Source organism: Nonomuraea thailandensis (genome assembly GCF_024172165.1).
Classification (GTDB): Bacteria; Actinomycetota; Actinomycetes; order Streptosporangiales; family Streptosporangiaceae; genus Nonomuraea; species Nonomuraea thailandensis.
The window spans coordinates 547978-574782 of the sequence record NZ_JAMZEB010000002.1 but is presented as its reverse complement, the minus strand read 5'-3'; the positions used below and the strand labels follow the sequence as shown (position 1 = coordinate 574782).

29 protein-coding genes and 1 riboswitch are annotated in these 26805 nt (G+C 71.4%); of the genes, 13 read left to right on the top strand and 16 right to left on the bottom strand.

The features are described from left to right. The first annotated feature begins 34 nt into the window (after positions 1 to 34). Positions 35 to 694, top strand: coding sequence for a hypothetical protein (locus HD597_RS06735; RefSeq protein WP_253740858.1), 660 nt, complete (start codon positions 35 to 37; stop codon positions 692 to 694). 49 nt (positions 695 to 743) lie between these two features. Here HD597_RS06735 and HD597_RS06730 read toward each other — a convergent pair whose 3' ends face one another. Both HD597_RS06730 and HD597_RS06725 read right to left on the bottom strand, forming a co-directional pair. Beyond that, a complete protein-coding gene (locus HD597_RS06730) occupies positions 744 to 977 on the bottom strand; it encodes a DUF397 domain-containing protein (RefSeq protein WP_253740857.1) in 234 nt (77 codons plus the stop codon). Between the two features lie 136 nt (positions 978 to 1113). Then, on the bottom strand, positions 1114 to 1995 hold the full coding sequence (locus HD597_RS06725) for a Sco1979 family transcriptional regulator (protein WP_253740856.1): 882 nt from the start codon (positions 1993 to 1995) through the stop codon (positions 1114 to 1116). Positions 1996 to 2226: 231 nt separating this feature from the next. Between HD597_RS06725 and HD597_RS06720 the strand changes: the two genes are divergently transcribed. Then, complete coding sequence (locus HD597_RS06720) at positions 2227 to 2598, top strand: ATP-binding protein (protein ID WP_253740855.1); 372 nt, start codon at positions 2227 to 2229, stop codon at positions 2596 to 2598. Between the two features lie 95 nt (positions 2599 to 2693). Here HD597_RS06720 and HD597_RS06715 read toward each other — a convergent pair whose 3' ends face one another. Next, positions 2694 to 3320 carry a phosphoribosyltransferase gene (locus HD597_RS06715; protein ID WP_253740854.1) on the bottom strand — a complete coding sequence of 209 codons (627 nt, stop codon included), beginning with the start codon at positions 3318 to 3320 and terminating at the stop codon, positions 2694 to 2696. Positions 3321 to 3599: 279 nt separating this feature from the next. Beyond that, positions 3600 to 4697 carry a ribosome small subunit-dependent GTPase A gene (rsgA, locus tag HD597_RS06710; RefSeq protein ID WP_253740853.1) on the bottom strand — a complete coding sequence of 366 codons (1098 nt, stop codon included), beginning with the start codon at positions 4695 to 4697 and terminating at the stop codon, positions 3600 to 3602. Between the two features lie 294 nt (positions 4698 to 4991). Between rsgA and HD597_RS06705 the strand changes: the two genes are divergently transcribed. The 3 genes from HD597_RS06705 to HD597_RS06695 all read left to right on the top strand — a co-directional run bounded on the left by HD597_RS06705 (position 4992) and on the right by HD597_RS06695 (position 7697). Then, positions 4992 to 5540 (top strand): sigma-70 family RNA polymerase sigma factor, encoded by a 549-nt coding sequence (locus HD597_RS06705; protein ID WP_253740852.1) that lies wholly within the window; start codon positions 4992 to 4994, stop codon positions 5538 to 5540. Continuing rightward, positions 5537 to 6268, top strand: a complete 732-nt coding sequence (locus HD597_RS06700) for an anti-sigma factor family protein (RefSeq protein ID WP_253740851.1) — start codon at positions 5537 to 5539, stop codon at positions 6266 to 6268. Before HD597_RS06705 ends, HD597_RS06700 begins: the two co-directional genes overlap by 4 nt. Positions 6269 to 6473: 205 nt before the next feature. Beyond that, the gene (locus HD597_RS06695; RefSeq protein ID WP_253740850.1) at positions 6474 to 7697 is read left to right on the top strand and encodes a CHRD domain-containing protein; all 1224 of its coding nucleotides are present in this window, start codon (positions 6474 to 6476) and stop codon (positions 7695 to 7697) included. Positions 7698 to 7911: 214 nt separating this feature from the next. Here the strand turns inward: HD597_RS06695 and glyA are convergent, their stop codons facing one another. The 6 genes from glyA to HD597_RS06665 form a co-directional block, all read right to left on the bottom strand. Further along, the gene (glyA, locus tag HD597_RS06690) at positions 7912 to 9186 is read right to left on the bottom strand and encodes a serine hydroxymethyltransferase (protein ID WP_425572338.1); all 1275 of its coding nucleotides are present in this window, start codon (positions 9184 to 9186) and stop codon (positions 7912 to 7914) included. A gap of 1 nt (position 9187) precedes the next feature. Beyond that, a riboswitch (ZMP/ZTP riboswitch) is annotated at positions 9188 to 9270 on the bottom strand. 26 nt (positions 9271 to 9296) lie between these two features. Then, positions 9297 to 10850 carry a serine/threonine-protein kinase gene (locus HD597_RS06685; RefSeq protein WP_253740848.1) on the bottom strand — a complete coding sequence of 518 codons (1554 nt, stop codon included), beginning with the start codon at positions 10848 to 10850 and terminating at the stop codon, positions 9297 to 9299. 32 nt (positions 10851 to 10882) lie between these two features. Then, positions 10883 to 12253 carry a serine/threonine-protein kinase gene (locus HD597_RS06680; RefSeq protein ID WP_253740847.1) on the bottom strand — a complete coding sequence of 457 codons (1371 nt, stop codon included), beginning with the start codon at positions 12251 to 12253 and terminating at the stop codon, positions 10883 to 10885. A 39-nt stretch (positions 12254 to 12292) separates the two neighbouring features. Beyond that, positions 12293 to 13225 (bottom strand): YihY/virulence factor BrkB family protein, encoded by a 933-nt coding sequence (locus HD597_RS06675; RefSeq protein WP_253740846.1) that lies wholly within the window; start codon positions 13223 to 13225, stop codon positions 12293 to 12295. A gap of 58 nt (positions 13226 to 13283) precedes the next feature. Then, positions 13284 to 13658 carry a YccF domain-containing protein gene (locus HD597_RS06670; RefSeq protein WP_253740845.1) on the bottom strand — a complete coding sequence of 125 codons (375 nt, stop codon included), beginning with the start codon at positions 13656 to 13658 and terminating at the stop codon, positions 13284 to 13286. 33 nt (positions 13659 to 13691) lie between these two features. Beyond that, a complete protein-coding gene (locus HD597_RS06665) occupies positions 13692 to 14477 on the bottom strand; it encodes a TIGR03084 family metal-binding protein (RefSeq protein ID WP_276083431.1) in 786 nt (261 codons plus the stop codon). Between the two features lie 57 nt (positions 14478 to 14534). Between HD597_RS06665 and HD597_RS64245 the strand changes: the two genes are divergently transcribed. The 5 genes from HD597_RS64245 to HD597_RS06645 all read left to right on the top strand — a co-directional run bounded on the left by HD597_RS64245 (position 14535) and on the right by HD597_RS06645 (position 18247). Next, the gene (locus HD597_RS64245) at positions 14535 to 14660 is read left to right on the top strand and encodes a hypothetical protein (RefSeq protein WP_276082843.1); all 126 of its coding nucleotides are present in this window, start codon (positions 14535 to 14537) and stop codon (positions 14658 to 14660) included. A 79-nt stretch (positions 14661 to 14739) separates the two neighbouring features. Next, complete coding sequence (locus tag HD597_RS66680) at positions 14740 to 14823, top strand: putative leader peptide (protein WP_311132608.1); 84 nt, start codon at positions 14740 to 14742, stop codon at positions 14821 to 14823. Positions 14824 to 14935: 112 nt separating this feature from the next. Then, complete coding sequence (locus HD597_RS06660) at positions 14936 to 16624, top strand: nitrite/sulfite reductase (protein ID WP_253740843.1); 1689 nt, start codon at positions 14936 to 14938, stop codon at positions 16622 to 16624. A gap of 136 nt (positions 16625 to 16760) precedes the next feature. Beyond that, a complete protein-coding gene (locus HD597_RS06650; protein ID WP_253740842.1) occupies positions 16761 to 17489 on the top strand; it encodes a phosphoadenylyl-sulfate reductase in 729 nt (242 codons plus the stop codon). After that, on the top strand, positions 17471 to 18247 hold the full coding sequence (locus HD597_RS06645; RefSeq protein ID WP_372513361.1) for a sirohydrochlorin chelatase: 777 nt from the start codon (positions 17471 to 17473) through the stop codon (positions 18245 to 18247). Before HD597_RS06650 ends, HD597_RS06645 begins: the two co-directional genes overlap by 19 nt. A gap of 140 nt (positions 18248 to 18387) precedes the next feature. Here HD597_RS06645 and HD597_RS06640 read toward each other — a convergent pair whose 3' ends face one another. Continuing rightward, positions 18388 to 19098: a DUF1707 domain-containing protein gene (locus HD597_RS06640; protein ID WP_253740840.1), complete on the bottom strand. Its 711-nt coding sequence runs from the start codon at positions 19096 to 19098 to the stop codon at positions 18388 to 18390. Positions 19099 to 19284: 186 nt separating this feature from the next. Here HD597_RS06640 and HD597_RS06635 point away from each other — a divergent pair, with 186 nt between their 5' ends. Next, a complete protein-coding gene (locus HD597_RS06635) occupies positions 19285 to 20649 on the top strand; it encodes an ankyrin repeat domain-containing protein (RefSeq protein ID WP_253740839.1) in 1365 nt (454 codons plus the stop codon). Between the two features lie 17 nt (positions 20650 to 20666). On the opposite strand, the gene HD597_RS06630 is transcribed toward HD597_RS06635, so the two are convergent. From HD597_RS06630 to HD597_RS06615, 4 genes are all read right to left on the bottom strand, one after another. Continuing rightward, the gene (locus HD597_RS06630) at positions 20667 to 21242 is read right to left on the bottom strand and encodes an HD domain-containing protein (protein ID WP_253740838.1); all 576 of its coding nucleotides are present in this window, start codon (positions 21240 to 21242) and stop codon (positions 20667 to 20669) included. 125 nt (positions 21243 to 21367) lie between these two features. Beyond that, positions 21368 to 21688: a hypothetical protein gene (locus HD597_RS06625; RefSeq protein WP_253740837.1), complete on the bottom strand. Its 321-nt coding sequence runs from the start codon at positions 21686 to 21688 to the stop codon at positions 21368 to 21370. Between the two features lie 244 nt (positions 21689 to 21932). Further along, positions 21933 to 22823 (bottom strand): maleylpyruvate isomerase family mycothiol-dependent enzyme, encoded by an 891-nt coding sequence (locus HD597_RS06620; RefSeq protein WP_253740836.1) that lies wholly within the window; start codon positions 22821 to 22823, stop codon positions 21933 to 21935. A 100-nt stretch (positions 22824 to 22923) separates the two neighbouring features. Beyond that, on the bottom strand, positions 22924 to 23481 hold the full coding sequence (locus HD597_RS06615; RefSeq protein ID WP_225267796.1) for a sigma-70 family RNA polymerase sigma factor: 558 nt from the start codon (positions 23479 to 23481) through the stop codon (positions 22924 to 22926). Positions 23482 to 23632: 151 nt separating this feature from the next. Here HD597_RS06615 and HD597_RS06610 point away from each other — a divergent pair, with 151 nt between their 5' ends. Together HD597_RS06610 and glgX are read left to right on the top strand one after the other, a co-directional pair. Continuing rightward, positions 23633 to 24058 carry an OsmC family peroxiredoxin gene (locus tag HD597_RS06610; protein ID WP_253740835.1) on the top strand — a complete coding sequence of 142 codons (426 nt, stop codon included), beginning with the start codon at positions 23633 to 23635 and terminating at the stop codon, positions 24056 to 24058. Between the two features lie 76 nt (positions 24059 to 24134). Further along, positions 24135 to 26261 carry a glycogen debranching protein GlgX gene (glgX, locus tag HD597_RS06605; RefSeq protein WP_253740834.1) on the top strand — a complete coding sequence of 709 codons (2127 nt, stop codon included), beginning with the start codon at positions 24135 to 24137 and terminating at the stop codon, positions 26259 to 26261. Between the two features lie 13 nt (positions 26262 to 26274). Here the strand turns inward: glgX and HD597_RS06600 are convergent, their stop codons facing one another. Further along, on the bottom strand, positions 26275 to 26694 hold the full coding sequence (locus HD597_RS06600) for a hypothetical protein (RefSeq protein ID WP_253740833.1): 420 nt from the start codon (positions 26692 to 26694) through the stop codon (positions 26275 to 26277). Positions 26695 to 26805 lie beyond the last annotated feature (111 nt).

Sequence of the window (26805 nt, the reverse complement as noted above, 5' to 3'; positions counted from 1 at the left end):
ACCGCCCGGCGAGGCCGTCGATAGGGTGCCTGCCATGTCAGCAGCACCACAGCTCACGCCGGCGGCCGCCGCGGCCGACCTCGAAGAGATCATCCGCCTGGCCGTCGAGACGCTACGGCAGGCGCGGGAGCCGGCCGCCTGGGACGCCAAGGCGGGCTCGCTCGACTGGACCTGCTGGGAGACGGCCGAGCACCTGGCCGACGACCTGTTCGCCTATGCCGTGCAACTCGGCCTCACGACGCCGCCGCTGGACGTCACCGTGCCGTTCGTCCTGGAGAGCCGCAGGCCGGGCGGGCCGGGCAACGCCGTGCACGCCGACCGCGCCGCGGGTGTCACGGGCCTGATGCAGGTGCTGCAGTCGAGCGGGGCGCTGCTGGCCGCGATGGTGCGCACCGCGCCGCCGCACGCCCGCGCCCACCACGGCTTCGGCCCCGCCGACGCCTCGGCCTCCGCCGCGATGGGCCTCACCGAGGCCCTCGTCCACGTGCACGACCTGGCCGGTGGCCTCGGCCTCACCTGGGACCCGCCGGCGGACGTGTGCGCCCGCGTGCTCGCCCGGCTCTTCCCCGACGCCCCTCGGGACACCGACCCCTGGACGACCCTGCTGTGGGCCACGGGCCGCGCCGAGCTTCCCGGCCGTCCCCGCCTGACGCGCTGGCGCTGGCACAACGCGCCCCCGTCCCTACAGTCGTGACCGAAAACCCGCGTCGCCGGGTCCGTAACCCGGCGGCCGGGTGACGCCCTCACACGATGAGGTCGTCGAACTCCCCGTCCTTGGCCCCGAGAACGAACGCGGTGATCTCGGCGCGGGTGTAGACCAGCGCCGGCCCTTCGGGGAAGCGTGAGTTGCGCATGGCGATCTCCCCCGTGGGCAGGTCCGCCACCTCGACGCAGTTGCCGTTGGGGTTGCTCCGCTTGCTCTTGCGCCAGACGACGGGAAGGCGGCCGGAGGGCGTTCCGTTCCGGAACTCGTGCATGGGGGCAGCTCCTCGCGATCTTACGGATGCACGTGCATCCGCGTTTGCGAGGTGACAATACGGCAACAGGAAGTGCTCCATATACCGGACGACCAAAAATCCCGGTATGGAGTGGATCACAGGGAAAAACGGCAGCTCATCCGGACAGCAGGCGTTCCAGGAAGCGCCTGGTCGTCTTGGGCTCCTCCGCCTGGATGCTCAGCCGGTCCATGACCTCCATGTAGTGGTCGGAGTCGGCGGGTTTGTCCAGGTAGAGGGCGCTGGTGAGCTGCTCCATGTACACGACGTCGGGCAGCTCGCGCTCGGGGAAGCGCAGGATGCTGAAGGGGCCGCCGGCCGCCGCGTGGCCGCCGCGGTCGAAGGGCATGATCTGCACGGTGACGTTGCGCCCGGACGTGATCTCCAGCAGGTGCGCGATCTGCTCGCGCATGATCTCGGGGCTGCCCAGCGTGCGGCGCACCACCGCCTCGTCGATCACGGCCCAGAGCGTCAGGCCGCTCTCCAGCCGCTTCTGCCGGGTCATGCGCAGCGCCACCCGGCGCTCCAGCTCCGACTCGGCCGCCTTCTCGTGCGCCAGCTCGATCACCGCCCTGGCGTAGGCAGGCGTCTGGAGCAGGCCGGGGACGAACTGGTTCTCGTAGGTGCGGATACCGGCGGCGGCGCCCTCCAGGCCGATGTAGACCTCGAACCAGGCGGGCAGCAGGTCGCCGTACTTGTGCCACCAGCCGGGGGCGTTGGCCTGCTTGGCCAGGGCCAGCAGCGGCTCGCGCTCCTTGGGGTCGGTGACGCCGTACAGGGTGAGCAGGTCGGCGACGTCGCGCTGCTTGAAGCTGACCTGGCCGAGCTCCAGGCGGCTGATCTTCGCGTGAGATGCCCGAATCGAATACCCGGCGTCCTCGCGCGAGATACCCTTCTCCGTACGGAGCCTGCGCAGTTGCGTCCCCAGCAGGATCCGCAGCACCGTCGGGCTTCCCGGCGAGTAGCTGAGAAGCTTCCCTTCCGTGCTCTGTGCGCTCACTCCGCCGCTCCTAGGTCATCTGCACGTGCAGATGCGTTTCGCATCCGTAAACTACGAAAAGTCTTGCATCGGTAAGCACTCCCCGTAAAGATGGGTATTGGATCACCAGACCGCGCTTCGGGGGCCAGAATGACGACTTTCGACGCTCGGCCGCAAGCCGCCATCGGTGCCCGGCCACCTGGATGGCTTCTGCCCATCCTGGTGGAGGGACGCGCCGTTGCGTGCGACGCCGTGTTCCCGTTCCATCGTGGAACGGCGCTGGAGCCGTCCTGCGTCGCCACGGCCCGCCGGTTCGTCGATCAGACGCTCACCTCGTGGGGCACCCTGGACCACGCCTTCGACGCCCAGCTGGTGGTCTCGGAGCTGGTGACCAACGCGATGCGCCACGGCGGCGGGGCCGCGCAGCTGCGGCTGCTGGCGCACGAGGCGGAGCTGGCGTGCGTGGTGACCGACTACAGCCATACCGTGCCGGTGACGGCCGCGCCGGACGTCTTCTCGGAGTACGGGCGAGGGCTGCGGCTGGTGGACGCCCTGTGCACGGCGTGGGGCTGGCTCTCGCCGGAGGGCACCCGCAAGATCGTCTGGGCGATCATCGCGGGCTGAGGTCTCTGGTCGCGGACCGCTCTCCGGCCGCGGACCGAGGTCTCCAGTCGCGGGCCGAGGTCTCCAGCGCCGGCCATCGGTCACGGGCCGAGGTCTCAGTCACGGCCCAGCAGGTGCAGGACGTCGGCGTCGCTGAGCTGGTCGAACCGTTCGTACCACTGGCCCACCGCGCGGAAGTCGAGCGGTGTCCTGAGCACGACCACCTCGTCCGCCTCCTCCAGCATGGACTGCACCGTCTCGCGGGCGCCGACCGGCACGGCCAGCGTCACCTTGCCGGGCTTCATCGTGGCCACCGCCCTGAGCGCGGCCCTCGCGGTGCCGCCCGTGGCCAGGCCGTCGTCGACCACGATCACCTCCCTGCCCTCGACCGGGGGCAGCGGGCGGTCGCCGCGGTAGGCGCGCACCCGACGGGCGAGCTCCCACCGCTCCTCCTCCACCACGTCGGCGACGTCCTCGGGCGTCATGCCCAGGCGCCGCAGCAGCAGCGGGTCGAACACCGGCTCGCCGCCCTCCGCCACCGCCCCGACGCCCAGCTCAGGGGTCGGCGGGTAGCCGATCTTCCTCGTCACGAGCACGTCGAGCACGGCGCCGAGGCGGCGCGCGATGGGCACGGCCACCGCCACGCCGCCGCGGGGCAGAGCCAGGATCACGGGGTCGTGCGCGTCCCGCAGCCGCTCGGCGAGCTGCGCCCCTGCGTCGGCCCGGTCTTGGAAGAGCTCCATGACCTGTGCCTACCCGCTGACACCCGCTCCTCGCCTCCTCACCCCGTCCCGCTCGCCCGCCGCCGCGGAGGCTCGGCCACCGCCCCCGCGGCCGACGCACGACTGCCGCCCACCTGACCGGCCGGACGATCACGCGAGCCGGTCACGCGAGCCGGTCACAAGCGCGGACCGAGCGCGCGGCCGGTCACCCGGCCCGAGCGTGCGGGCCGAGCGTGCGGGCCGAGCGTGCGGGCCGAGCGTGCGGGCCGAGCGTGCGGGCCGAGCGTGTAAGTGGGCCGGTCAGGGGCGGCTGCGGCCGGAGCGCCGCATCTCCTTGGTGGTGACCTTCCACTTGTTCTGCTGTTCCTTGCGCAGCCGCGCGTCGGTCCTGGAGGCCATCCACGCCGCCTCCCGCTGCAGCTTGCGCCAGCTCTCCAGGCGCCGCTCCGGCAGCTCCCCCCGTTCCAGGGCGGCGAGCACCGCGCATCCCGGCTCGCCGTTGTGGCCGCAGTCGCCGAAGCGGCACCGCTCCGCGAGCTCCTCGATGTCGGAGAAGACGAGGTCGACGCCCTCCCCCATGTCGTAGAGCCCGATCCGGCGGATGCCCGGGGTGTCGATGACGAGCCCGCCCCCGGGCAGCGGGATCAGCTCCCGGTGCACGGTGGTGTGCCGGCCGCGGCCGTCGGCGGCGCGGACCTGCTGGGTCTCCATGACGGTGTCGTCGGCCAGGGCGTTGACCAGCGTGGACTTGCCGGCGCCCGACGGGCCGAGGATGACGGCCGTGCGGGAGCCCTCCAGGTGGTCGCGGACGAGCCGGACACCGTCCCCCAGCAGGGAGGAGACGGCGTGCACGGTCACGCCGGGCGCGGTGCCGCGGACATCGTCGAGGAGCTGGTCCAGGCCGCTCTCGAACAGGTCGGACTTGGTGATGAGCACAACGGGCGTGCCGCCGGACTCCCAGGCGAGCGCGACGAGGCGCTCGATGCGGCCGAGGTCGGCGAAGTCGGTGGCGTGCATCGACGGCTCGGCCACGAAGACGACGTCCACGTTGGCCGCGAGCACCTGGCCCTGGCCGTCGCCCGACAGGCCGCCGACCGAGGTGCGGCTGACGCCGCCCCGGACGAAGGCGGTGGTGCGGGGCAGGACCGCGTCGAGCTCGTAGCGGCCCTCGGGCAGCCACGTGAGCGCGACCCAGTCGCCGACGCAGGGCAGCGCAACCGGGTCGGCGGCGGCGGCGCGGCGTACGCGGGCGGTGTACCTGGCCTGGTGCTGGCCGTCGGCGGCGATGACCTCGGCCGCGCCGCGGTCGACGCGGGAGACGCGGGCCGGGACGGTGCCCTCAGGCAGCTCGGCGGCGCGGAAGGCGGTCCAGCCGAGCAGGGAAAGATCGTAAGACAACGTAGTGAAACCTTTGATCGAGAAGGAAATGCGAAGAAGAACGGGCTGGTCAGACGAGAGCCCGGAAGTGAGCTGAGGACACGTTGAACAGGACGACCCGCATAGTCCTCACCTCCTCGATCAGTTGCTGCAGCGACTCTACGCAGAGTGGCCCCGGCGATGCAATCGCATTATCTTCCGCGATCTGTTGAACCGTGCCAGGGCGGCTCCCCGTACCACCTCTCGACGGACTGAGAAAGGGGAATGATGCGAATCAGCACGTATCCCCCGCCCTCGGCCGAGGGAGCCGCCCCGATGGGCAAGCCGCGCTTACGACACCTGATCCGGCGCGTACGCCCGGACGACGAGGTGGTCGTGTCCGCGCTCTACCGGGAATACCACAGGCCGCTGCTGGCCTTCGTGATCCGGCTGACCGCGGGCGATCGGCAGTGGGCGGAAGACGTGGTGCAGGAGACCATGATCCGGGCCTGGCGCAGTGCGGAGCAGCTCGACCCCGACTCGGTCTCGCTGATGCCCTGGCTCGCCACGGTCGCCAGACGTATCGTGATCGATGACCGGCGGCGCAGGGACGCCCGGCCCCAGGAGTCGGGTGACGGACCGCTGGAGAGCATGCCCGTGCCCGACGAGATGGAGGGACTGCTGCACCAGGTGGTCGTGTCCGAGGCGCTGAAGGCGTTGTCGCCGGCACACCGCGAGATCCTCAACGAGACGATCCTGCGGGACCGGTCGGTCAACGACGCCGCGGAAGCGCTCGGCATTCCGGTGGGCACCGTGAAGTCCCGGGTCTACTACGCCGTGCGCGCGCTGCGCATCGCGCTGGAGGAGAGGGGGGTGAAGGCATGACGTCGAGAGTCGAGCACACGGACGTGGGAGCGTACGCGCTCGGGCTGCTGGACGAGGACGACCGGCTGGCCTTCGAGGCCCATCTCCTCGGCTGCTCCGCCTGCCGGTACGAGCTGTCCGACCTGGCGGGGGTGGCCAGCGTGCTGCACGGGATCGGCCCCGTGGAGGACCTCGGCCCTCCTTCCCTTGAGCCCCAGGGCGACGTGGTGGACCTGCTGCGGCGCAAGAAGGCGGCCGACCGGCGGACGCGCAGGGGCACGTTCGTGATCGGGATGGCGGCGGCGGTCACGCTGGTGGCCGGCGGGCTGACGATCGGCACGCAGCTCAGCGCGGGCGAGGCACCGCAGGTGGCGCAGGGGCACGGCGGTCACATGGGGACGAACATGGGCCCGGCCGAGCAGTTCTACGCCGACGGCAAGCCCATCGCGGGCACGGGCGTGGCCGGCGTGACGGGCGGGCTGGTCGTGGAGTCGAAGGGGTGGGGCACGCACGCGGCGCTCAAGCTGTCGGGGGTGAAGGGGCCGCTGGAGTGCGAGCTGATCTCGGTCGGCAAGTCGGGTGACAGACGGGTGATGACGGGGTGGTCCGTGCCTCCAGCCGGGTACGGAGTGCCGGGATCGCCCGATCCGCTCTACATGCACGGCGGCAGCGCGACGCAGTTGCGGGACATCGATCATTTCGAGGTGGTCACGTCGGCGGGCAGGAGACTGCTCACCATCAAGGCCTGACTCTGATCGAGTGATGCCCTCTCACCGCTGGTGGGAGGGCATCTTCGTGTGCCGTTGCGAAGGCGGGAAATTGCCGGCCCAGGGATTGAACCTCTCCGGCTCGCGGCGCGTACTGCCTGCCGTACCGATTGAAATATCGAGCCTTTTATGAGGTTTCCTGATGTCTATCCGTAAGATCGCTATTTGTGCGGTTTTAGGGGCGGGTGTGCTTGCCGCCCCCGCTGTGCCCGCGCACGCGTCCGGTGACGAGGTCCATCTCGCGGCGGCCCTGCGCGGCGCGAACGAGGTGGGCGCCCCCGGCGACACGGACGGCCACTCGACGGTCGTGCTCAGGATCAGCGGGAACGAGGTGACGTTCGCGGCCCGCTGGGACAGGATCGGCACCCCTACCGCCGTCCACGTCCACCTCGGGGCCAGGGGCGCCGACGGCGACGTCCGGCTCGGCCTGCTCACCACGCCCCCGCCGTCCTCCGCCCGCGGCGTCACCGGCACCGTCAGGGCCGGGAACGACCTCGTCCAGGCACTCGTCGCCGACCCCGCAGGCTTCTACGTCAACCTGCACGACGCCGCCCACCCCAAGGGCGCGGTACGCGGCCAGTTCCACCGGCTGAGCAAGCCCGTCGACCTCGGCGGCGTCCTGCACGGCGGCGACCAGGCCACGCTCTCCTCCCAGGCCGGCGGCGGCCGGCACGTGCCGGGCGGCGACGCGGACGGCAGGGCCGTGTGGTGGCTGAGGCCCGGCGGCTCCTCCATCGCCTACACCGTCTCCTGGAGCGGGCTGGGCCGGGTGAGCGCGGGGCGCCTGCACAAGGGCGCGCCGGGCAGGAGCGGCGCGGTGGTGGCCGACCTGTTCGCGGCCGCGCGGGGGCTGCCCGAGAACGTGACCGGCGTCGCGGGGGTGACGCCGGTCAGCGCCGGGGTCGCCGAGCGCATCGCCGCGAAGCCGGACGCGTACTACACGAACCTGCACACGCTGGACTTCCGCGGCGGCGCGGTGCGCGGCCCGCTCTCCGGCGAGCCGTTCACCCACCCGCGCGCGCTCACCGCGGAGGTGCTGCGCGGCTCGCAGATCTACGCCTGCACGCCCCTGCCGGCGGGCGGCCACGGGTTCACCCAGCTCGGCGTGACGGCCAGGCTGCGGCGCGGCATCGACCACTCGTTCGTCACGCCGGGCTCGGGGCCGCCGCAGTGGATCGCCCCGGACGGGAGCGCGGTGCGCGGCTCGGTCGTCACCAGGACGCCGAACGGCGGCCACATCCCCGAGCTGGTCCTCGACGCCGCCCAGGCGGGCGCGGGCACCGGCCTGCTCGCCCACGCCACCCAGATCCTGCGCCTCAACACGACCGGCGGCACCGCGCCCGCGGGGGCCTGCGTGCCGGGCACGGAGGCCAGGGTGCCGTACGGGGCCGACTACGTCTTCCTCGGGTGAGCCTGGAGCTTGAGCCCGAGGCTTGAACCTTGAGGCCTTCAGGGGACGATTCGGTCCCGTCCCTGGAAGGCCGTCCCAGGCCGATCCGGACCAGTCCTCCGGGCCGGGATCGGCCACCGCGACGGGGTACTCCGGCCCACCCCGATCGCACGAAGCACCCCACCGCGCACCGGGAGCCCGCGCGGTGGGGTGCTTCTCTCGTGCCGGAGATTCCTTACAGGCCGGGGGCCGGGAACTGGGCGGTGAGCTCGCTGACCTCGTGGTGGACGCGGGTGATCACGTCCTCGGCGTCGCCCTTGGCCAGGGCGGTGACGACCTCGTCCATCCACGCGCCGATCTGGCGCATCTCGGCCTCGCCCATGCCGCGCGAGGTCACCGACGGCGTGCCGATGCGGATGCCCGACGGGTCGAACGGCTTGCGGGTGTCGAACGGCACCGTGTTGTAGTTGGTCTCCAGGCCCGCGCGGTCGAGCGCCTGGGCGGCCGGCTTGCCGCCGATGCCCTTGGGCGTGAGGTCGAGCAGGATCAGGTGGTTGTCGGTGCCGCCGGAGACCAGGTCGAAGCCGCGCGAGGACAGCTCCTCGGCCAGGGCCTTGGCGTTGCGCACCACCTGGTGGGCGTAGTCGCGGAAGGCCGGCTGGGCGGCCTCGTGCAGGGCGACGGCGATGGCGGCGGTGGTGTGGTTGTGGGGGCCGCCCTGAAGGCCCGGGAAGACGGCCTTGTTGAGCGCCGTGGCGTGCTCGTCGGACGTGGCCATGAGCATGGCGCCGCGCGGCCCGCGCAGCGTCTTGTGGGTGGTCGTGGAGATCACGTCGGCGTGGCCCACCGGGGACGGGTGCGCGCCGCCCGCGACCAGGCCCGCGATGTGCGCGATGTCGGCGGCCAGCACGGCGCCGACCTCGCGGGCGATCGAGGCGAAGCCCTCGAAGTCGATCGTGCGCGGGATCGCGGTGCCGCCGCAGAAGATCAGCTTGGGCCGGTGCTCCAGGGCGAGCCGGCGGACCTCGTCGAGGTCGATGCGGCCGGTGTCCTTGCGCACGCCGTAGCGGACCGGGTTGAACCACTTGCCGGTGGCCGAGACGGACCAGCCGTGCGTGAGGTGGCCGCCGAACGGCAGGCCCATGCCCATCACGGTGTCGCCGGGCTGCACGAAGGCCATGTAGACGGCGAGGTTGGCGGGCGAGCCGGAGTAGGGCTGGACGTTGGCGTGGTTGACGCCGAACACGGCCTTGGCCCGCTCGATGGCCAGGGTCTCGACCTGGTCGATGACCTGCTGGCCCTCGTAGTAACGCTTGCCGGCGTAGCCCTCGGAGTACTTGTTGGTCAGGACGGTGCCGGTGGCCTCCAGCACGGCCTTGGACACGTAGTTCTCCGAGGCGATCAGCTTGACCGTGTCGGACTGGCGGCGCTCCTCGGCCTTGATGAGCTCGGCGATCTGCGGGTCGACGCTAGCGAGAGAACTCATGACTCTCCTGTCATCGTTGACGATGTGCGAAGACCCAGGCGCACGGCCTCCGCTCCTTTCGCTCCCTGGTGGTCGATCCCACCCAATGCGCCAGTCGCGTCTCGTTCCTAGACCTTATCGGATGCGCCAGGGGCTTATTTCTTCGTGATCAGCAGGTTCGCGTAGTGTCCGAGGTTCTTCATGTCCAGGTCGACCGTCGTCACGGCGGCGGGCACGGCGCGGAAGACGGCGAAGAAACGCCGCTCCTGGCCGGCGGGGATGAAGTCGCCGGGAGCCATGCCGGAGCAGGCGCACCGGTCGTCCTGCCACAGGGGCCTGATGGGCAGCGGATCATCGGGCAGGAGCAGCTCGATGTCCCCCAGGTTCGAGGAGTTGGACTCGGTGAGGCCGTAGACGCCGAGCGAGTTCTGCGAGTGGTCGTTGCGGATGGTGAACTCGAGCCTGACGTTCTCCCCCTGCCTGCGGAGCGAGGCGATCCGGATGACGGCCGGGTACTCGTCCCAGCCGTTGTTGATCTTCCTTGACACCACCGCCTGCTTGCTGCCGGGGGTGACGGTGGCCGGCGGCTCGGCGGTCTCGGAGGCGGGTCCCGTCTGTTCCCGGTCCGGGGTGGCGGCGCCCGATCCCGCCGTGGTGGTGACGGTCTCCTGGACGGTGCGAAGGACCGTGGGCGTGCCCGCGCCCGCCTGCCACGGCCGCCACATCGCCAGCGCGCCGCCCATCGTCAGCGCGGACGCGAGCACCGCCGCGGCCGCGGGCGCGACCCAGCGGCCGCCCTGCCGCCGCTCGCGGGACGTCGCGGGGGGCGGGGACGTCGCGGGGGGCGGGGGCGGCGTCCGCCCGTTCAGGAGCGGCGTCCAGGCGTCGCTGACCGCGCGGGTGGCCGAGGCGACCGTGGCGCGCTCGCGGCCGAGCAGCCGGTCCAGGAGCTGCTGGGCGCTCGGCCGCCTGGCCGGGTCCTTGCGCAGCGCCTGCTCCACCAGCTCGCGCAGCCGCTCGTCGAGCCCGTCGAGCCGGGGCTCGTGGTGCGCCACCCGGTACAGCACCTCCGGCACCTGCCCGGTGCCGAACGGCGGCCGGCCGGTTCCCGCGTACGTGACGACGCCGCCCCAGGCGAACACGTCGCTGGCGGCCGTGATGGGCCCGCCGCCCGCCTGCTCGGGCGCCATGTACGCGGGCGTGCCCACGACGACGGCGGACTGCGTGGCGTCCGGCTCGGCCAGGCGGGCGATGCCGAAGTCGATGACGCGCGGCCCGACGGCGCTGAGCAGGATGTTCGACGGCTTGAGGTCGCGGTGCACGACGCCGGCCTCGTGGATGGCGGCCAGCGCGGTGGCCACGCCGACGGCCAGCGCCTCCAGGTTGGCGCCGCGCATGGGGCCGCGCGTCTCGATCATGCCCGTCAGGTCGGGGCCGTCGACGTACTCGGTGACGAGGTAGGCCGTGCCGCCCTCGATGCCGGCGTCGAGCACGGGCGCGGTGCAGAACCTGGCCACCTGCCTGGCCGCCTCCGCCTCTCTGGTGAAGCGGCGCCGGAAGTCCTCGCGGCCGGCCAGCTCGGGCCGCAGCACCTTGAGCGCGACCGGGGCGAAGCCGGGGTCCTGGGCGAGGTAGACGATGCCCATGCCGCCCTCGCCGAGCTTGCGTACGAGGGTGTACGGTCCGATCCGCTTCGTCTGATCATTCACAGGAGACATTCCGTCCGTCGGGGACACCGGGCTCATGCCCCGGTGACGGCCACGTTCTTGATCGAGCCGAGCGGCCCCAGGTTGACGTCCACCCGCTCCGCGGTCTCGGGCAGCCCCTCGAAGACGGCCCAGAGCTGGAGCTGCGCGCCCCCGGGGAACGAGGCCTTGGGGACGGTGAAGCACTGGCAGGCGCCGTCCTTGAAGGCCGGGTAGAGCGGATTGCCGACCCCTGGCGGGACGATGCTCACGCGCGAGACGGTCTCGTCGAACACGCCGGAGCCGAGCTTGCCGACCAGGGGCGCGTTCTCGGTGCCGACGTTCTTGACCGTCCACTGCAGGCGGGCCCTGGCGCCCTCGCGCACCAGCGAGTCGACCCGCACCTCTAGCCGGCTGCCCAGGGCGTCGATCGTGGCGGCGGCCGCCGGGGTGCCCGGCTGGACGCCCGGCCGCTCCCCGGGGCGTACCAGGGCGAAGGTGACGCCCGCCCCGACGGCGGCGGCGACCACGGCGCCGACGATCGCCAGCCAGGGAAACGCGCGACGCGGAGCGGACGGCCGCACGACGGGGGGCCGCCAGCTCTCCGAGACCGCCTCGGTGGCGGCGGAGACCGGCACGCCCGTGCGGCCGAGGAGGCCGTCCACGAGCTGCTGGGCGGTCGGGCGGCGCGCCGGGTCCTTGTCCAGCGCCCGTTCGACCAGCGGCCTGATGCGCTCGTCGAGCCCGTCGAGCTTGGGGGCGTGGTTGATGACGCGGTAGACGACCTCCGCCACGCCGCCGAGGCCGAAGGGCGGCCTGCCGGTGCCGGCGTACGTCACCAGGGCGCCCCAGGAGAAGACGTCACCCGCCGGAGTCACGTGCTCGCCCCTCGCCTGCTCCGGCGACATGTACGCGGGCGTCCCCATCATCGTCGCGATCGTCGCCACCGCGCCCGGGGTGTCGGCGAGCTGGGCGACGCCGAAGTCGATGACCCGCGGCCCGACGGGGCTGAGCAGCACGTTGGACGGCTTGAGGTCGCGGTGCACGACCCCCGCCTGGTGGATGGCGGCCAGCGCGGTGGCCACGCCGACGGCCAGCGCCTCCAGGTTGGAGCCGGTCAGCGGGGCCTGGGCGACCACCGAGGACAGGTCGGGGCCCTCGACGAACTCGGTGACGAGGTAGGCGGTGCCGTTGTCGAACCCGGCGTCGAGCACGGGCGCGGTGCAGAACCTGGCGACCCTCCTGGCCGCCTCGCTCTCCTTGCCGAAGCGCCGCCTGAACTCCTCCCGCCCGGCCAGGTCGGGCCGCATGGTCTTCAGCGCCACGCGCCGCCCCGACGGGTCCTGCGCGAGGTGGACGACGCCCATCCCGCCCTCCCCGAGCTTCCTGAGGAGGGTGTACGGCCCGACCCGCTGCTGCACGTTCACCGGTGGGATTATTCCGGACATGATCCGGCGGCGGAATGGTTATCTGGTACGGCTCACGCCCGGCCAGAGCCGGTCGACCTCGGCGTTCAGGATGGCCCCGATGAGCACGGCCAGCGCCGTGATGTAGAGCCACAGCAGCAGCGCGATGGGCGCGGCCAGCGAGCCGTACACCGAGACGGGCGAGAACCAGGCGGCCAGCACGGCGCGCAGCACGGCCGCGCAGACGATCCACAGGAACAGCGCCAGGATGGCCCCCGGCAGCTCGCGGTACCACTTCGTGCGCACCGGGACGCTGACGTGGTAGAGCACGGTGAGGAACAGCACCGAGCCGATGATCACGACGGGCCAGTAGAGCAGGTCGATGAGGATGCCGTAGTCGGCGGGCAGCGCGTCCTTGATCAGGGTCGGGCCGACGACGAGGATCGGCATGACGATGATGCCGATGATCAGGCCGATGACGTAGAGGCCGAACGACATCAGCCGGGTGCGGATGATGCCGCGCTCCTCCCCCAGCCCGTAGGCGACGGAGATGAGGTCGACGTACACGTACAGCGCCCTGGAGCCGGACCAGAGCGACAGCAGGAAGCCCAGCGAGATGATCGACACCTTGCCGGCGTCGTCGCTGAGCACGTCGGTGAGCAGCGGGTTGATCACCTTGTTGACCGCGTCGTCGGTGAACAGCAGCCCCGCCTGCTCGATCACCCAGGTCTTCACCTGGGTGACGACGGTGGGGCCCAGCCAGGTGCCGAGCTTGCCCAGCACGCCGATCAGGCCCAGCACGAACGGCGGCAGCGAGAGCAGCGCGAAGAACGCCGCCTCCCCCGCCAGGCCGGTGACGCGGTAGGTGACGCCGGCGTTGGTGGCGGCGCGCACGATCGCCCACGTGTTGGTGTCGAGCACCCAGTTCAGCCTGGCCCGGGCATGGGAGACGAGCCCGCGCTTGGGCCGGGGAGGCGCATCGGTGGACGTCATGGCACCCAACGGTATGTCGCAGTGACTCTTCGGGACAGCTTACGTCCCGGCGCCACTGCTAGTCGTTGTCCACGATGCGCGCGCCCAGCGGAAGGAGGGAGACGGGGATGAGTTTGATGTTCGCCACGCCCATCGGGATGCCGATGATCGAGATGAACAGCGGGATCGAGGTGACCACGTGGCCGATGGCCAGCCAGATGCCGGCGACCACGAACCAGATGATGTTGCCGACAAGGGAGAGGACGCCGGCGCCGGGGTCGCGGACCACGGTGCGGCCGAAGGGCCACAGCGCGTACTTGGCGATTCTGAACGAGGCGATGCCGAACGGGATCGTGACGATGAGGATGCAGCAGATGACCCCCGCCAGCGCGTAGCCCATCGCCAGCCAGATCCCCGCGAACACCAGCCAGATGACGTTCAGGATTGTGCGCATGCTCACAGCATGTCACGGATCATGACGTGAGCGTCATCCGGAATGACCCTGATTCACCCCCGATTTGGGGCTCCGTCCCTTTCCGGGTGGCCCCGCGAAGCACTGCGCGATCTCCATCCAGGCCCGCGCGGGCTCGCCCACCGGCTCCAGGGCGGTGTCCGACAGATGGATGCGCTGGGTGACGACGAGGCAGAAGTCCAGGGCGGTGCCGCGGACGAGCGAGGGGGCGTCCGGCGGGCCGGCCGTCCAGGCGCCGCCGCCGGGCAGGACGAGCTCCACGCGTACGGGCTCGGCGGGGGCGGGCAGGCCGCGGACGGCGAAGCTGTACGGGCGGGCCCTGAAGCCCATCATGGCCACGTGCCGCAGCCGCGGCGTCGGCTCCCTGGTGACGCCGAGCGCGTCGGCCACGTCCTGGCCGTGCGCCCACGTCTCCATCAGCCGCGCCGTGACGAACGAGGCGGCCGACATGTCCGGCCCGAACCACGGCAGCCGGTCGCGGGCGTCGAGCCCGGCGAACACCTCCAGGCTGCGGGCGCGGGACGCGCGGAACCAGGCGAGCAGCTCCCGCGGCGCCATCGCGCGGGCCTCGGCCGCGACGTCGTCCACGGACGTGAAACGCGCCAGCGAGGCGCGGTGGCCATCGGGGTCGCCGGCGGCCAGCACGGCGGCGTCGTCGAACCACGCCAGGTGGCTCACCTGGTCGCGGACCGCCCAGCCCTCGGCCGGCGTGGGCCGCTCCCAGTCGCCGTCCCGCACGTCGCGCAGCAGCGCCTCGAAGGACTCGGTCTCGGCGCGCAGATCGGCGAGCAACTCGGCCATGAGGTCCACGCGCGCCAGCCTAACGTGAGCGACGTTCTGGGAGAATAATGTCGTAACGTGATCTGCGAGAGCTGCAAGGACAAACGCCACGAAGACTGCCGCGGCGGCTCGTGGTGCGACTGCCAGCACAAGGAGCAGGCGCTGCCGGAGGAATCGGAGCTCGACTGGCCGCGTCAGGGCTGAGGCCCAGGCAGAGGGGGCCACTATCCCACACTCTGGACCCGGTCTTGGACATCTCGGACAGCCAGAGTACTCTCGAAGCATGCCAGCGGACCCCATGCTCGTCGGTCGACGACACGTCGACCTTCAGCGTGTCCGCAGTGCCATCTGTTGCGACGCCCGCTAACCCACGTCGATTTCCACCGCTGAGCGCGTCGCACTCCATCCTCTCCAGCCCTGCCCTTCGACGATGAAGGCAGGAGGAACGTTGCGCGCGCCCATGATCTTAAGGACGCGCAATGAGCACCCCTGCCAGCCGCACCCCTGCCAGCCGGCACCACAAGCGCCCGCGCGGCGAAGGCCAGTGGGCTCTCGGTTACCGTGAGCCGCTCAACAAGAACGAAGAGAACAAGAAGAACGACGACGGTCTCAACGTCCGCCAGCGCATCATCGACATCTACTCCAAGCGGGGCTTCGACTCGATCGACCCGGCCGACCTGCGGGGCCGCATGCGGTGGTACGGCCTCTACACGCAGCGCAAGCCGGGGATCGACGGCGGCAAGACGGCCATTCTGGAGCCGGAGGAGCTCGACGACAGCTACTTCATGCTGCGCGTGCGCATCGACGGCGGCCAGCTCGACCTGGCCCAGCTCCGGGCGATCGCCGACATCTCCAACGACTACGCCCGCGGCACGGCCGACATCACCGACCGCCAGAACATCCAGCTCCACTGGGTGGAGATCGAGTCGGTGCCCGACATCTGGGAGCGCCTGGAGGCCGTGGGGCTGTCGACCACCGAGGCGTGCGGCGACACCCCGCGTGTGATCATGGGGTGTCCGCTGGCCGGGATCGACGTCGACGAGGTGCTCGACGCCACCCCGCAGATCTCCGAGATCTACGACCGGGTCGTCGGCAACCCGGCGTACTCGAACCTGCCGCGCAAGTTCAAGACGGCGCTGAGCGGCTGCCCGGCGCACTGCACGGTGCACGAGATCAACGACGTGGCGTTCGTCGGCGTGGTCAACGAGCGCGGCGAGGCCGGCTACGACCTGTGGGTGGGCGGCGGCCTGTCGACCAACCCGATGCTGGGCAAGCGGCTGGGCGTGTTCGTCAGCCCCGAGAAGGCCGCCGACGTGCACGAGGGCGTCGTCGGGATCTTCCGCGACTACGGCTACCGGCGGCTGCGGCACCGGGCGCGCATCAAGTTCCTGGTCAACGACTGGGGGCCGGAGAAGTTCAGGGAGATCCTGGAGACCGAGTACCTCAAGGAGAAGCTGCCCGACGGGCCCGCCCCCGAGCAGCCGCGCAGCAACCGGCGCGACCACGTGGGCGTCTTCCCGCAGAAGGACGGCAACTTCTACGTCGGCTTCGCGCCCAAGGTGGGCCGGGTCGACGGCGACAAGCTGCACCTGATCGCCGACATCGCCGAGCGGCACGGCTCCGGCCGGGTCCGCACCACGGTCGAGCAGAAGATGGTCATCCTCGACGTCGCGCCCGAGCGGGTCGACTCCATCGTGGCCGAGCTGGAGGCCAACGACCTGCAGGTCAAGCCCTCGACGTTCCGCCGCCAGACGATGGCCTGCACCGGCATCGAGTACTGCAAGCTCGCCATCGTCGAGACCAAGGCCACGGCCATGGACCTGATCGACGAGCTGGAGCGGCGGCTGCCCGACTTCGAGGAGCCGCTGACCATCAACCTCAACGGCTGCCCCAACTCCTGCGCCCGCATCCAGGTCGCCGACATCGGCCTGAAGGGCCAGCTCGTCGTGGACGAGAACGGCGACCAGGTCGAGGGCTTCCAGATCCACCTGGGCGGCTCGCTCGGCGTCAACGCCGGGTTCGGCAGGAAGGTGCGCGGTCTCAAGACCACAGCCAAGGCGCTGCCCGACTACGTGGCGCGCGTCGTGTCCAACTACGACAGCCAGAAGAAGGAAGGCGAGTCGTTCGCCGACTGGGTTCAGCGAGCAGACGAGGCCGACCTGAAATGACCACACGAGCGGTTCCCTTCCACTGCCCCTACTGCGGCGAAGAGGATCTCGAACCCTACGAGGGTGATGGCGGCTGGTACTGCCGCGCCTGCGCTCGTGCCTTCAAGCTGAAGTTCCTTGGAATCGGAGTGAAGATATGACGCTGGTCGACATCGAGGTCGGACTGAGAGAGCAGCGCGGCGCGCTCGACCTTCAGGACATCGTCGAGTCCGCCGCCAAGTTCCTGGACGACGCCCCCGCGCGGGAGATCATCCGCTGGGCGGCGGCGACGTTCGGCGACCGGCTGTGCCTGACCTCCTCGATGAGCGACGCCCTGCTCATCGACCTGGTCAGCCGGGTCAAACCCGGCGTGGACGTGTTGTTCATCGACACCGGCTACCACTTCGCCGAGACCATCGGCACGCGGGACGCCGTGCGGCAGGTCTATGACGTCAACGTGATCGACATCAAGCCGTCGCGGACGGTCGCGGAGCAGGACCGCGACCTCGGGCCGCGCCTGTTCGGCCGCAACCCCGACCTGTGCTGCTACCTGCGCAAGGTGGAGCCGCTGAACCGGGCGCTGGAGCCGTACCTGGCGTGGATCTCCGGCATCCGCCGCGACGAGTCGTCCAGCCGGACCGGCACCAAGGTCGTGGAGTGGGACGCCAAGCGGCAGATGGTGAAGGTGAACCCCATCGCCGCCTGGACGCAGGAGGACGTGGACAACTACATCGCCGACAACGGGGTGCTGATCAACCCGTTGCACTACGACAACTACCCCTCGATCGGCTGCGCGCCGTGCACGCGGCAGGTCGCGGAGGGAGAGGATCCGCGCAGCGGACGCTGGGCGGGCCTGGGGAAGGTCGAATGCGGCATTCACCTGTGATCCCCAGCGGGGGACCCGTCCCGTTGGCAGGCGGGACGGCCCCCGGCCGCGTGCCACTGGTGGCGGTGGCGCACGGGTCTCGCGACCCGAGGGCCGCCGCCACCGTGGCCGCGTTGCTCGACCGGGTGCCGCTCGACGTGCGGGTGGCGTACCTGGACCACAGCGCCCCGACCCTCGGCCAGGCCCTCACCGGCCTGCGGGAGGCCGTGGTGCTGCCGCTGCTGCTCACCGAGGCCTACCACAGCCGGGTGGACCTGCCGGCGGCGCTGAACGAGGCGCGTGCGCGCGAGCCCCGGCTGCGCGTCCGCTACGGGCACACGCTGGGCCCGCACCCGCTGCTGCTGACCGCGCTGGAGCGGCGGCTGGGCGAGGCGGGCGTGCCGGCGGGCGACCCGGAGACGGCCGTGGTGCTGGTGTCGGCCGGGTCGAGCGACGCGCGGGCCAACGCGGTGATCGCGGAGACGGCGCGGGTGTGGCGGCGGTCCGGCTGGTGGACCGTCACCCCCGCGTACGCCTCCGCCGCCTCCCCCACGCCGGCCGAAGCGGTCGCCTCACTGGTCAGGGCGGGGGCGCCGCGGGTGGTCGTGGCGCCGTACCTGCTGGCTCCCGGGTACTTCGCCGACAAGGTGCGCCGCGACACGCTGGCGGCGGGCGCCTCGGTCGTCTCGGACGTGCTGGGGCCGGCGCCCGAGCTGGTGGACGTGCTGATGGAGCGTTACGAGGCCGCTCAGCGCCAGCCGGTCACCCTGGCCGGCTGACGGCCTCCGGTCACCCGGGCTCGCCGGCTGTCCTGCCCTCCCCGTCCCGCAGGAGCGGGGAGGGGGAGGGCGGGCCGGTCGCGGGGATGGGGCGGCTCGCCCCGCCGGGCCGCAGGTGTGGGACGGCTCGCCCCGCCGGGTCACAGGCCCAGGCGGCGATGGTCCTCGCGCAGCTGGCGGCGCAGCTCGCGTCCCTCCTCGCGGACCTGGCGGCCGATCTCGCGCCAGTCGTCGCCGTGCAGCCGCCGCCAGTGCTCGCGCCACGCCGCGAAGCCGCGCTGGAGCGGCTGCACCTGCGAGTCGCCGATCACCTTGACGTCGCCCATCACGGCGTACGCCTGCACGCGCACCACAGGCACGTTCATGCCGGGAGGCGCCTGCATGACGTTGACCTTCTTGTCGCCCATGACCGCCATGCCGTCGAGGTCCACGTACACCCCGTCGGGCACGATGATCTTGACGTCGCCCATCACGGAGACGGCCAGGATCTCCACCCGGTCCGTGCGCACCTCTGCCTCGCGCAGGTCGAGCAGGACGTCGCCCATCACGGCGACGGCGCCGAGCTCCTGGTCGATGCGCCAGGTGCCGCGGCGCTTGGAGTCGCCCATGACGCCGACGAACCACCGCCGCTTCTTGCGCTCCGGCCCGGCGACGGGGGCGGCGACCCCGGCCGCGGGCAGGTCCTGGGTCAGCATGGCCAGCTCGGCCTGGGTGGTCGCGGTGTAGGCGGCCTCCGTGCGGTCGGTCAGCTCGGCGAGCGTGAGCCGCCCATCGACCGAGGCGACACGGAGCTGCTCGACGACGGCCTCGCGCTCGGCGTCCGACGCGCGGACCTCCCCGGGTTCAGTCATACTCGCAACATATCGCGTTTGTGCCCGGCTGCAGCTCCTCCTTCCGGAGGAATCCCGCCATCCATCGAAACATGCACATTCAGTATGAAATCTGAACCGGTGCGCGGGCGGGGCGCGTACCACGCCATGACACGGGGCCCCGGCCTTGGTCCGGGGCGCGGCCGGACCAGGCTAGGGTCCCTTGTCATGCATGCAGAACAGCTCTACCGCGCGGCGTTGATCGGCGACATCGAGACCGTGGGCAAGCTGCTCGCCGGCGGCCTCGACCCCAACACGCCCAGCGAGGGATCAGAAGAGGGCGGGGCGGAGGGCGGGCTGGCCCTGTGCGCGGCCGCCTCCCGCGACCGCGCCGAGGTGATCACGGCGCTGCTGTCCGCGGGCGCCGACGTCAACGCCACGGAGGACGGCGGCTGGACGGCCCTGCTGTGGGCCGCCGCCAACGGCCACGCCGACGCCGCCAGGCTGCTCATCGAGGCGGGCGCCGACGTGAACGCCACCAACGAGGTCGGCGACATCCCGCTCACGCTCGCCGCCAGCCGCGGCGCCCCCGGCGTGGTGCAGGTGCTGCTGGAGGCGGGCGCCGACCACGAGAAGTACGACGGCGACGGCGACACCCCGCTCGAGGTCGCCCTCGGCTGGGCGGGCGTGCACCTGGAGACCGCGCTGCTGGAGCAGATCGAGCAGGACGGCTGGGAGTACGTCGTGGCCCGCCAGTACGCCAAGGACGGCACCGAGCTCATCACCGTGGCCGGCCGCTCCCCCGACGGCGAGCAGAGCGAGCAGGTGCAGGCCCAGCGCGGCCACGCCGCCGTCGCGACCCTGCTGGAGGACGCGGCGGGCGTCTACACGCCGTTCGAGCAGCTCGTGGCCAGGGCCCTGGCGCACCGCGACGTCGACGAGGACGCCGAGACCTGGTGGATCGTGGCCGACTCGCTGGGCAGGCGGGCCGACGAGGAGACGTACGAGGCGCTGGCCAGACTGTGCGTGAGCGAGGACGCCAGGGAGCGCGAGTTCGGCGTGGACGCGATCGCGCAGTTCGGGTTCGCCGACGGGGAGAAGCCGTACCTGGAGCGGACCCTGCCGCTGCTGCAGAAGATGGTCACCACCGAGGGCAACCCGCAGGTGCTGCGCTCGGTGCTGTCGGCTCTCGGGCACCAGGGCGACCCGCGGGCGCTGCCGTACGTGCTGGACGTCCTCGGCCGTCCCGGGCACAAGCGCACGATGACGGACCCGATCGCGCTGTCCGACGTGCTGCCGCCGGACCACGAGGAGGGGCTGTCGCTGCTGATCTCCATGACGGAGGACGAGGAGTCGGAGATCCGCGACTGGGCCACCTCCGGGCTCGCCGGGCTGGCCGCCGACACGCCGCGGATCAGGGAGGCCCTGGCCGCCCGGCTGTCCGACCCCGACCTGCGCACGGTGGCCGAGGCCACCCGCGGCCTGGCCGACCGCGGGGACGAGCGGGCCGCGCAGGGCGTCTCCCGGGTGCTGGCGGAGAGCGACGACGAGTACGCCAGGGAGCTGGTCACCCGGCCCGCCGCCGGGGCCTGACCCGCCGGCACGAGGGCTCAGTCGCCGTTGAGCACGCGGGTCACCCAGTCGAGCGTCCCCGTGCTCAGGGCCTCCTCGGCCAGGCGCTTGCCCGTCTCGGTGGTGATCGCGGCCAGCGAGCTGTCGATCCACCCCTGGACGTTCTGGTGGCCCTGCTCGCGGTACTCGACGGCCTGGATGAGGCACTCCAGCTTGTCGGCGTCGCGGGCGCACACGGCTTCGAGGGTGGCCTTCTCCTCGTACTCGGCCACGGCGTCGCTGACGATGGAGGCCACCTCGGCCGGCAGGCCACGCACCTGGTCGGCCGTGACGTCCTCGTTGGAGGCGGCCGTGAGGTAGCGCTTGCCGATGTACGGGATGTCGGTGACGCGGGTCTCCTGCGTGTCGTGGAAGAGGCTCATGAACGCGGCCCGCTCCGGATTGCCGCCCTCCAGCCCGGCGATCACGGCTGCGATGACCGCCGCCCGGAAGGAGTGCTCGGCGATGCTCTCCGGATCGCGGACGCCCGCGACCAGCCAGCCGGTTCGTTTGTAGCGCTTGAGCAGCCCGAACTCGTACAGAAACCCCGCGAGACCCGTCACGTCACCCGCCACGAGGACCCCCTTCTCGTCTTGCGCAGAGTCTGATTCCTGCCCCGAAATCACGCCGCGAATGCCGTGACCGGCCGGGCGGCCACGGCTTTCGCGGGACGTCGCGCGTTCAAGCGCCCGGCTCCGGGTCAGCCTTCGTCGCCGCCCTCGTCGCCGCCCTCGTCACCGAAGGGGGACCACTTCTCGACGTCCCACGCGAACGGGTCCTCCTCGTGGTCGTGCTTGACCGGCTTGTGGTCGTCCTTGATCGGGCGGTGGTCCTTGATGGGGCGGTGGTCCTTGATGGGGCGGTGCTCGTCCTTGACGGGCTTGCGAGCGTCCTTGACAGGCTTGCGCTCGGCCTGCACCGGCGGCTCTTCCGGCCGCTCCGGGGCCGGCTCGACGTGGTGGCCGACGCCGGTCGGGACGGCCGACGCGCCGGCGACCCCCTGGCCCGCGGGAAGGAGCATGAGGCCCGCGGTGACGCCGGCCACGGCGAGCGCCGCGAAATGCCGACGCTTGTGTGGAATTTCGGTATTCACATGCATTTTTCATCCTGGGTAGTTCGGCCCGGAATCCCGCGCCCCTTTCCGGGGCACTCGGACAAGGGCAGGCGTACCCATGCACGGAATCGCCTTTACCTCCACCGATCTCAATAACCCGTCAAATCACCAGCACGAATAGCCGCGCGGTAATTAGTCCCTTTTTATGGGGTTACGGGCCTGAAAGGGCGGGGGCGGTGGCCAGCACGTCCCTGGCCAGCGCGAGATCACCCTCCAGGTCTGCGGGGAAGTCGGCGGGATCCCCCCTTCCGCCGAGCAGGAAGCAGAATTTCTTCACGTCGGCCGTGATGCGCGCGTCGGGCTCGCCCGGCGCGGCGTCCTCCACGCCCAGCGCGACCCGCCACTCTCCGCCGCCCTCGCCGGTCAGCGTGAGGTGGAGGGTGCGGCCCGTGCCGTCCACGCCGCCGAAGAGCATCGTGAAGGGCAGCAGGCGGGCGCACAGGTCGGCGGTGGGATGGACGTGCCGCGCGATCGGGTCGGGCAGGCGGATCTCGGCCGTCTCGGCCGCGTCGGAGGTGTGGACCCACGTCTCCAGGCACCTGGCCAGGATGTGGTCGTTGACCGGCGCCTCCAGGCCGTCGACCGTGGCCTGGGTGGTGGGAGGCAGCTCGGCCAGGTGGCGGCAGAGGGCGTCCGCCTGGGCGCGCCAGTCCCTGCGGGTCTGCTCGGGGCTGCGGGCCCGCTCGTAGGCCTGGACGTCGTTCGTCCGGGACAGCGAGTCAACCGCGCCGATCGGCGGGCCCAGCACGGGCGCGCCGACGGAGGCGGCCAGCAGGCCGTCCTTGGCCGCCAGGTGGGCGACGAGCTCCTGGAGCGTCCAGCCCTCGACGATGATCCGCGACCAGTCGTCGTCCACCGCCGAGGCCAGCAGCGCGTCCATCGCGGCCACGCGGCCGGCGTACGGCTCCGCCCAGGCGGCGGTGGGGGCCGCCGGCCGGCGCCTGGCCCGGGCCCCGGCGAGGAGCTGGGGCCGCAGCGAGCGGGCCGGCACCTCGGGGTCCTCCATCAGCGCGTCGAGGTAGAGACGCTCGACGGGGTCCATCACACCTCTTCCTGCGTTTGCGGGTACGCCTCGGCCGTGTGCGGCGGCCCGGCGTCCATCACCCTTCTTCCCCGGACCGTGTGCGGCGGCCGGGCTTCCATCACACTTCTTCCTCTGCCAGCGCGTCCGCCAGGCGCCGCAGCGCCAGCCGGATGCGCGACTTGGCCGTTCCCTCCGGCACGCCGAGCTCCTCGCCGACCTGCCGGTAGGTCCTGCCGCCGAAATAGGCCAGCTCGACGGCCTCACGTAAGCCTTCGGGCAGGGACGTCACCGCTTGGCGTACCCGCTGGGCCTCGTCGGCGGCCAGCACGGTGTCCTCTAGTCTCACGGGCTCGCGCTCGAACAGCCTGGGCCCGAGCGCCGACACGCGCCTGCGCTCCTCGGCCCGCACGTGATCGACCGCACGCCGGTGCGCGATCGTGGCCAGCCAGGCGCGCAGGGTGCCGCGTTCCGGGTCGTAGGCCAGCGGCCGCTCCCAGAAGACCAGGAAGACCTCCTGCGTGATGTCCTCGGCGATCACCCGGTCCCTGGTGACCCGCAGGGCGAGACCGAAGATCAGCGAAGAGAGCCGATCGTAGACCTCCCCCAGCGCGGACTCATCGCCGCCGACCACCCGCTGGTGCAGCAGGCGGTCGTCGTACGGTGCCTCCACTGGCACCACACTCCCGTTTATTCCGGACCAAGGCGGCGGGTGCGCCGCGACCCGAGCATGTCACTATTCGCGCCAAATGTAGAGCCGGATGACCGGCGGGCAAGACTCTTTCGCGCCACGATAAGGTCGAAAGGTAACAACGGAGGGAGCAATCGTCATGGCCACCACCCGCACCGCCACCACCCAGTGGAAGGGCGCCCTGATCGACGGTTCGGGCACCGTCGCGCTCAACACCTCAGGCGTCGGCACGTTCGACGTCTCCTGGGCTTCCAGGTCCCAGTCGGCCGACGGCAAGACCTCCCCCGAGGAGCTCATCGCCGCCGCCCACTCCTCGTGCTTCTCGATGGCGCTCTCGCACGCCCTCGCCGGCGCGGGCACGCCGCCGCAGTCGCTGGAGACCAGCGCCGACGTGACGTTCCAGCCGGGCGAGGGCATCACGGGCATCGTGCTCACGGTGAAGGGGCACGTGCCCGGCATCACGGCCGAGCAGTTCCAGGAGGCTGCCGAGACGGCCAAGGTCAACTGCCCCGTGAGCAAGGCGCTGGCCGGCACGACGATCAGCCTCAAGGCCGAGCTCCTCTAGCCCCCTGCGCACGCGGGAGACAGCGATCCGGTCATTGGAAGACCAAGAGCGCTTTCGCGTGCGACAATCGGGTCACATGCGCGAGGTCTGGCCGGGCGAGCCCTATCCACTCGGCGGCACCTGGGATGGCGTTGGCACCAGCTTTTCGGTGTTCTCCGAGGTCGCCGAGCGGGTCGAGCTGTGCCTTTTCCACGATGACGGTTCCGAGGAACGCGTCGACCTGCCCGAGGTCGACGGGTTCGTCTGGCATGGCTACCTGCCGGGCATCCAGCCGGGGCAGCGTTACGGCTACCGGATGCACGGGCCGTACGAGCCGTCGCAGGGGCACCGGTGCAACCCGGCCAAGCTGCTGCTCGACCCGTACGCCAAGGCCATCGACGGCGACCTGGAGTGGAACCAGGCGCTGTTCCCCTATTACTTCACCGACCCCACCCGGCGCAACACCGAGGACAGCGCGCCGTACATGCCGAAGAACGTGGTGATCAACCCGTTCTTCGAGTGGGGCAACGACCGGCCGCCGCGCATCCCGTACCACCAGACCGTGATCTACGAGGCGCACGTGCGCGGGCTCACCATGCGCCACCCCGACGTGCCGCCGGACCTGCGCGGCACGTACGCCGGGGTGGGGCATCCGGCGATCATCGAGCACCTGCTGTCGCTCGGGGTGACGGCGGTCGAGCTGATGCCGGTGCACCACTACGTGCCCGAGCACTTCCTGGTGGCGCGGGGGTTGACCAACTACTGGGGCTACAACACCATGGCCTACCTGGCCCCCCACGGGCGCTACTCCAGCGCCGGCACCAGGGGGCAGCAGGTGCTGGAGTTCAAGGCCATGGTGCGGGCGCTGCACGAGGCGGGCATCGAGGTCATCCTCGACGTGGTCTACAACCACACGGCCGAGGGCGACCACATGGGGCCCACGCTGGGTTTCAGGGGCATCGACAACGCCGCCTACTACCGGCTGCACGACGGCGACCGGCGCTACTACCTCGACTACACCGGGTGCGGCAACTCCCTCAACGTGCGCTCGCCGCACGCCCTGCAGCTCATCATGGACTCGCTGCGCTACTGGGTGCTGGAGATGCACGTCGACGGGTTCCGCTTCGACCTGGCCTCGGCGCTGGCCAGGGAGCTGCACGACGTCGACCGGCTGAGCGCGTTCTTCGACCTGATCCAGCAGGATCCGGTGATCTCGCAGGTCAAGCTGATCGCCGAGCCGTGGGACGTGGGGCCCGGCGGCTACCAGGTGGGCAACTTCCCGCCGTTGTGGACGGAGTGGAACGGCAAGTACCGCGACATCGTCCGCGACTTCTGGCGGGGCACCCACTCCGCGCTGCCCGAGTTCGCCTCCCGCCTGACCGGCTCCGCCGACCTGTACGAGTCCTCCGGCCGCCGCCCCGTCGCCTCGATCAACTTCGTCACCTGTCACGACGGGTTCACGCTGGCCGACCTGGTCTCCTACGACCACAAGCACAACGAGGACAACGGCGAGGACAACCGCGACGGCACCAACGACAACCGCTCCTGGAACTGCGGCGCGGAGGGCCCGGTCGAGGACCCGCAGATCGTCACGCTGCGCCGCCGCCAGCGCCGCAACTTCCTGGCCACGCTGTTCCTGTCGCAGGGGGTGCCGATGCTCTCCCACGGCGACGAGATCGGGCGCACGCAGCGCGGCAACAACAACGCCTACTGCCAGGACAACGAGCTGGCCTGGATCGACTGGTCGCTGGTGAACGCCGAGTCGGAGCTGCTGGAGTTCGTGCGGGCGCTGGCCAAGCTGCGCCGCGAGCACCCGGTCTTCCAGCGGCGCCGCTTCTTCCACGGCCGCCATCCCGACAACGGGGCCCGCGACCTGGTCTGGCTGACGCCCGGCGGGCGGGAGATGACGGCCGGCGACTGGCACATCAGCTACGCCAAGTCGCTGATGGTCTACCTCAACGGCGAGGCGATCACGGAGATGGGGCCGCGCGGCGAGCGCATCGCGGACGACTCGTTCCTGCTGCTGATCAACGCGCACCACGAGAGCCTGCCGTTCACGCTGCCGGGCGAGGAGTTCGGCACGCGCTGGCTGCCCGTGCTCGACACCACCCATGACGTGGTGGAGGAGGGGTTCGCCGACGACGGGTGGCAGGCGGGCGATGTGGTGGCCGTCACGGCGCGCTCGCTGCAGGTGCTGCGCCGCCCCAGGAGCGCCAAGCCCTGACAGGCCGGCGAGCTCAGAAGACGCGGGTCGCGCTGGCGGTGAGGAAGACCAGCGTGAACGCCGTCACCCCGGCCAGGCCGTGCAGCGTCACGGCCAGGGCGGGGAAGCTCCGGCCCGCCATCTGGTGGCGGCCGGCGCCGAGCCAGCGGGTGAACATCGCGAAGCCGAGGAGGGCGGCCACCGCCAGGCCCGCGAAGGCCGCCCAGGCGAGCGCGCGGCTGCCCGTGGCGAGGCCGGCGGCGTAGCAGACCAGCGCCGACACCGCGAGCGCCGGGTGGGCGAAGACGAGGGCGGCGGGGAAGCGGGTGACCTTGGCGCGGCGCAGGCCGCCGCCCGCCAGCCACAAGGAGAGCAGGTACACCCCGGCGAGCGCGGCGACCGTCCATGCCACGGCGGTGAGCAGCCCCACAGCGTGCCTCCCGTCAATCCCCATCCCTATCGTCACGTTAAGCGGAGAATCGCCGGTACGTCCGCCGATACGGAAAAGCGGTATCCGTGGCGAAACCCTGGCCGATCGAATGTCGGTGGCGTGTGCCAAGGTAGA